The organism is Streptomyces sp. SID5785, from assembly GCF_009870065.1.
GTDB lineage: Bacteria > Actinomycetota > Actinomycetes > Streptomycetales > Streptomycetaceae > Streptomyces.
The window spans coordinates 1-2,286 of the sequence record NZ_WWIA01001022.1; the positions used below are offsets into that span (position 1 = coordinate 1).

The 2,286-nt window shown below is 71.3% G+C and carries 1 protein-coding gene; it reads right to left on the reverse strand.

The window, feature by feature from the left end:
- A partial coding sequence (locus GTW43_RS33180; RefSeq protein WP_161305693.1) for a discoidin domain-containing protein occupies window positions 1-2,286 on the reverse strand: 2,286 nt, incomplete at both ends.

The window sequence follows — 2,286 nt, forward strand, 5'->3', positions numbered from 1 at the left end:
GCCGGACTGCTCCCACAGGACCCCCAGGACGCCATGGGGTGTGGGGAGTTCGCCCTGAGCCCAGTGCACGTCACCGGCGTTCGGCCGTACCTGCCAGGTCGCGTATCCGGGCGAGAGCGGCAGCGCGCCGAGCAGCTGGTGGGTGAGAGCCGGAAGCACACCGGTCGACCAGCCGTGCGCCATGCTCGTGTACGCACCCTCGTACAGGGAGCCGCCCGGGCCGATGCCCTCCCAGTGGGTGATCTGCGGATCGTGGCGGTCCATCCAGCCGTACGTGCGCCGGATCTGGTCGAGCGCGGAGTCCGCGCGGCCCGTGTCGAACCGGGCGACGATCTCCGGGTACGACGTGAACGCGTACACCCGCTCCGAGGCGCCGTCGAAGATCGTGTCGTTGTCCATGAACGCGTTGCCGTACGGCTGCCGCGTGGTCGCGTCGAGATGGGCGAGGGCCGACGCGGCGCGCCGGGCGTCCGCGACCTTCGCCGTGACGGCGATGGCGTTGCCGTCCTGCGCGTGGCGCACGGGCCCGGTCGAGGAGTCGAGGTACGCGCCCGCCTCCTCGTCCCACAGATGGGCGTTGACCGCGTCGGCGACCTGCGCGGCCCGCTCGTCCCAGCGGTCGGCGTCACCGTCGTGCCCGATGAACCGGGCGAGGCGTGCCGCGTCACCGAGCGCCTGGACGTAGTTGACGTTGTAGTACGTGATGCGTCCCGTGCGGTTCAGGAACGCGTAGTCACCATATCCGCCGGTGTCGTTCAGTCCCTTGCTCAGCAGCCCGGCCTCGTCGGTCACGCTGGGGTACCAGGTGTCGAGGACCTTCACCAGGTGCGGGTAGTAGCGCGTCGCGTAGGCCCGGTCGCCGGTGTAGAGGACGTAGTCCCAGCTGCACGTCACCCACCACAGCGGGTAGTCGAACAGCGGGAGCGTGTAGTTGTTGATGGAGGCCGGAGGGATCCACCCGTCGGCGCGCTGGTGGTCGGCAAGGTCGGCGAGGACGTTGCGGGCGGCGTCCGCGGCGTCGGGGTGCGTGAGGTAGAGGGTGCGGGCCGAGACCGCCAGGTCGCCGACGTACGGGTCGCGGTCGCGCTTGGGTCCGTCGTGCAGGACCAGCCGGCCCTCCAGGGAGGCGCTCCATGCGTTGCGCGGATCGACGTCGTCGCGGCGGAAGGTGTCCGTCACCAGCTCGTTGGTGTACGAGGCGCCGTACCAGTACCGGTTGAGATCGTCGTCGGAGGACAGGAACCAGCCGCGGTAGCTGCCCGGTGTCCCCAGGTAGGCGGTGAACTCCAGGCTCACGGAGTCGACGTCGACACGACCCCAGGGCTGGGCGGCGGGGGCGTCCGACGGCAGGGCGTCCAGCGTGATCTTGAGATACCGGAAGCCGTGCAGCCCGTCCGCGTAGACCTTGTCGCCGGACTGGAAGCCCTTCTCGTCCCGCCAGTCGGCGCCGCGGGTGGGCACCGCGAACTGGTCCGTGCCGCGACTCGCCCCACCGGCCTGGTCGTTGCGCGTGAAGTCGCTCCGGTCCGTGAGGAACTCGCGCGTCTCGGAGAAGGCGACGCGCACCCCGGGCCGGTTGTCCGACGCCCCGCTGAAGCGGATGCGCGGGTATCCGACGACGACCTTGCCGAAGTCGACGGTGACGCTGGGCGGTTCGACGGCTTCGACGGCCTCCGGCCACACCTCGTTCACCCGGGTGAAGGCGCCTTGGTGGTTGTCCTGGACCCCGGTCACCGTGATGCGGACCTTGGAGCCGGTCAGGGCGCGGTCGAACGGGACCGGACACTGCACGACATCGTTGTCGGACCGTGTGGCGGCGCGCTCCCACGCATCGCCGCTCCAGACATCGACGGTGAAGTCGCTGGGCACGCCGTCACTGTTGGACACCAGCGTGATGCCGGAGAGGCTGCGTGCCTCGGGAAGGGTGATCGTGAGCACGTCCGGGAAGGCGCCCTCGGTGTCGTCGTTCCAGAACGTGTCCGGATCGCCGTCGACGGCGTGCGACGCGTCGTAGGTGCGGGGCTGCCCGTCGCTGCCGTTGTTGCCCGCGTGCGTGGAGGAGGCTTCGGCGGTGGTCCCCTCGGGCCAGCGGGGCGCGGCCTCGGGCTGCGGCCGCCGCAGCACGGCCGAGGCTCCGCCCCGCGCGAGCAGGGCCTCCGGGCGCGTGACATCACCCGTGGAGGCGAGGACACGGACGGGGCGCACCGTACGTGAGGCGGGCGCCTGCACGTACGTGTGCCAGCCGGTGCCCCAGCGCGGGGGCGACCCGGCGCTCGCGGCGGCCGG